We start from the raw sequence: 1,838 nt of genomic DNA, 5'->3' as shown, positions 1-1,838 counted from the left end.
GGCAGGGCTGTCCGTTGGCGCGCTGGCCGGGGGCGCGGCCTCCAGCGCCGTGCGCAGGGCCTCGGTGGCGGCGCGGTATGCCGGATAATGTTCGTCGCCGTAGCCGGGGTATTCCACCATCAGCAGCGAATCGGACAGGAACGAGGCGACGGCCTGCGGCGGAGGCATCGCCCCGGCCTGCACGGCCTGACGTAGCGCCTTGAACGACGCGCGCATCCGCTTTTTCAACGACTTGTACGAGGGGCGCCCCGCAGGACGGGGCGGGCGGGCCGTGGTGGGGGCGCTTGCCCCGGCGCCAGTGTTCGCCGTTCCGTCGACAGCAGCGGTGACAGCGTCGGGCGTCTTGACCTTGAGTACCACCTGCATCTGACCGTAGGCGTGCTTGGCGTTCAGCTTGAACTTGCGAAAGTCACCCAGCCCCTCGGCCAGCAACGGGTCAGCCTCGCCCTCCGGCGTGGTCTTGCCCGCCGCCCAGGCGGTGTCACCCCACTCCAGGGCGTCGGCAATGCGCCGCAGCACGGCGGGCAGTTCCTGCCGGGTGATGGAAAACGTGGTCTTTCTGCTGCCCATGGTGCGTACCCCGATGCCGTGCCGCTTGCACCCGTCCGTGATGGTAGCGGCGGCAGGCCGTTGTCATCCCTCGCCACGCGGCGGCATCCGCTGCCGCCAATCCCGCAGCGTCACTCGCATCTTCGCCCCGCTCATCCCGCTCGTCCGGACGGGAGCGAGATGCGTCCGTCCGTGTGACGGTTGCGGAACGTGGCGTTTCACTCATGTACACACGGCGGCGTCCGTCCTTGGTGGCTGGACGATGGCGGCAGCGTTACAATGATATTCCGAAGGTTACGTTTGCATGACGAAGCGTTCGTGTACCGTTTTCACGCGTGTGCGGCGTTTGCGCCGCCTTTGCCCCGTTTTGCCGCACCTTGCCGGACTTGTCGCCCGGGGCGCCGCAGCCTGTCGCAGGCGCGACACGGAGCGGAGAGAGCCGGACCACGTGGCAGATGCCCCGGAATGCGCAATGGTCATGCGGAGGTGTGCCGATGCGGGTGCCTGCATGTGTTGCAGTGCTCGCTTGCAGGGCACGGTGCTTGCTTCATGTTTCGGGATGCAGGGAAACGGCATGTTCTGCCGTATTACGATGTGATGTCGTGATATGGTGGTGGCATGCAATTTGGCATTCCACAGAATGCTTGCATGAACTGTCGCGGCACGGTATGCGGCGACAGCGGGACGCTTGTTCCGCGCAAGGGAATGGTCCGCGCCGGGTGAGGGGAAAAAGGCGCCCGCGCGGGGCGATGCACCGTTATGGAGGTGGCATGGCGATAGTTCGGGGAAGGATGCAGTGGATCAGGGGCGGCACGGCGTCGTACGCGGCGTCCTTCACGGCCCTCCTGCTGGTTCTGGCGCTGTCCCTGGTGCTGGTCGGCTGTGGCCGAAAGGCCGTGGTACCGACCCCCGTTGTCGAGGCAAGAAAGGAATACTGTCCGCAGCCGGTTTCCTCGGTGGAACGGCGGATGTGCCAGCGCGAGCGGCTGTGGAACGTGGGCTATGCCCTGCGCGAGGCCAACGCCCCGTTGTGCGGGGGCCGCACCGTGCTGGACGACGGCGTGGTGGTGGTCAGCACCGACACGTTGGACGACATGCTTTCGACGGTTCGCTGGGGTGATCTGGGCGCCTTCGTCGAAATGCGCCGCTGGCGCGAGGCCTACGTGCGCGAGTACGGGCTGGACGGACGCCACCGGGTCATCAGCGTGCTGCGCGGCAGCGGCGGCGAGGCGGCGGGCATCCGCCCCGGCGACGTGCTGGTGGCGGTGAACGGGCAACCCATGCCCACC

2 protein-coding genes are annotated in these 1,838 nt (G+C 67.2%); one reads left to right on the top strand and one right to left on the bottom strand.

Going from position 1 to position 1,838, the window contains the following annotated elements; genetic code table 11:
• Positions 1 to 570 (bottom strand): GAK system XXXCH domain-containing protein (locus FVW27_RS14600; protein ID WP_167126443.1); only part of this gene is annotated, 570 nt, incomplete at its 3' end.
• 749 nt (positions 571 to 1,319) lie between these two features.
• Between FVW27_RS14600 and FVW27_RS14595 the strand changes: the two genes are divergently transcribed.
• The coding region (locus tag FVW27_RS14595; RefSeq protein WP_243838481.1) for a PDZ domain-containing protein at positions 1,320 to 1,838 on the top strand (519 nt) is incomplete at its 3' end.

It is taken from the genome of Nitratidesulfovibrio liaohensis, from assembly GCF_011682075.1.
In the GTDB taxonomy this organism is placed as follows: Bacteria; Desulfobacterota; Desulfovibrionia; order Desulfovibrionales; family Desulfovibrionaceae; genus Cupidesulfovibrio; species Cupidesulfovibrio liaohensis.
This window is presented reverse-complemented; position numbering and strand designations above follow the sequence as displayed.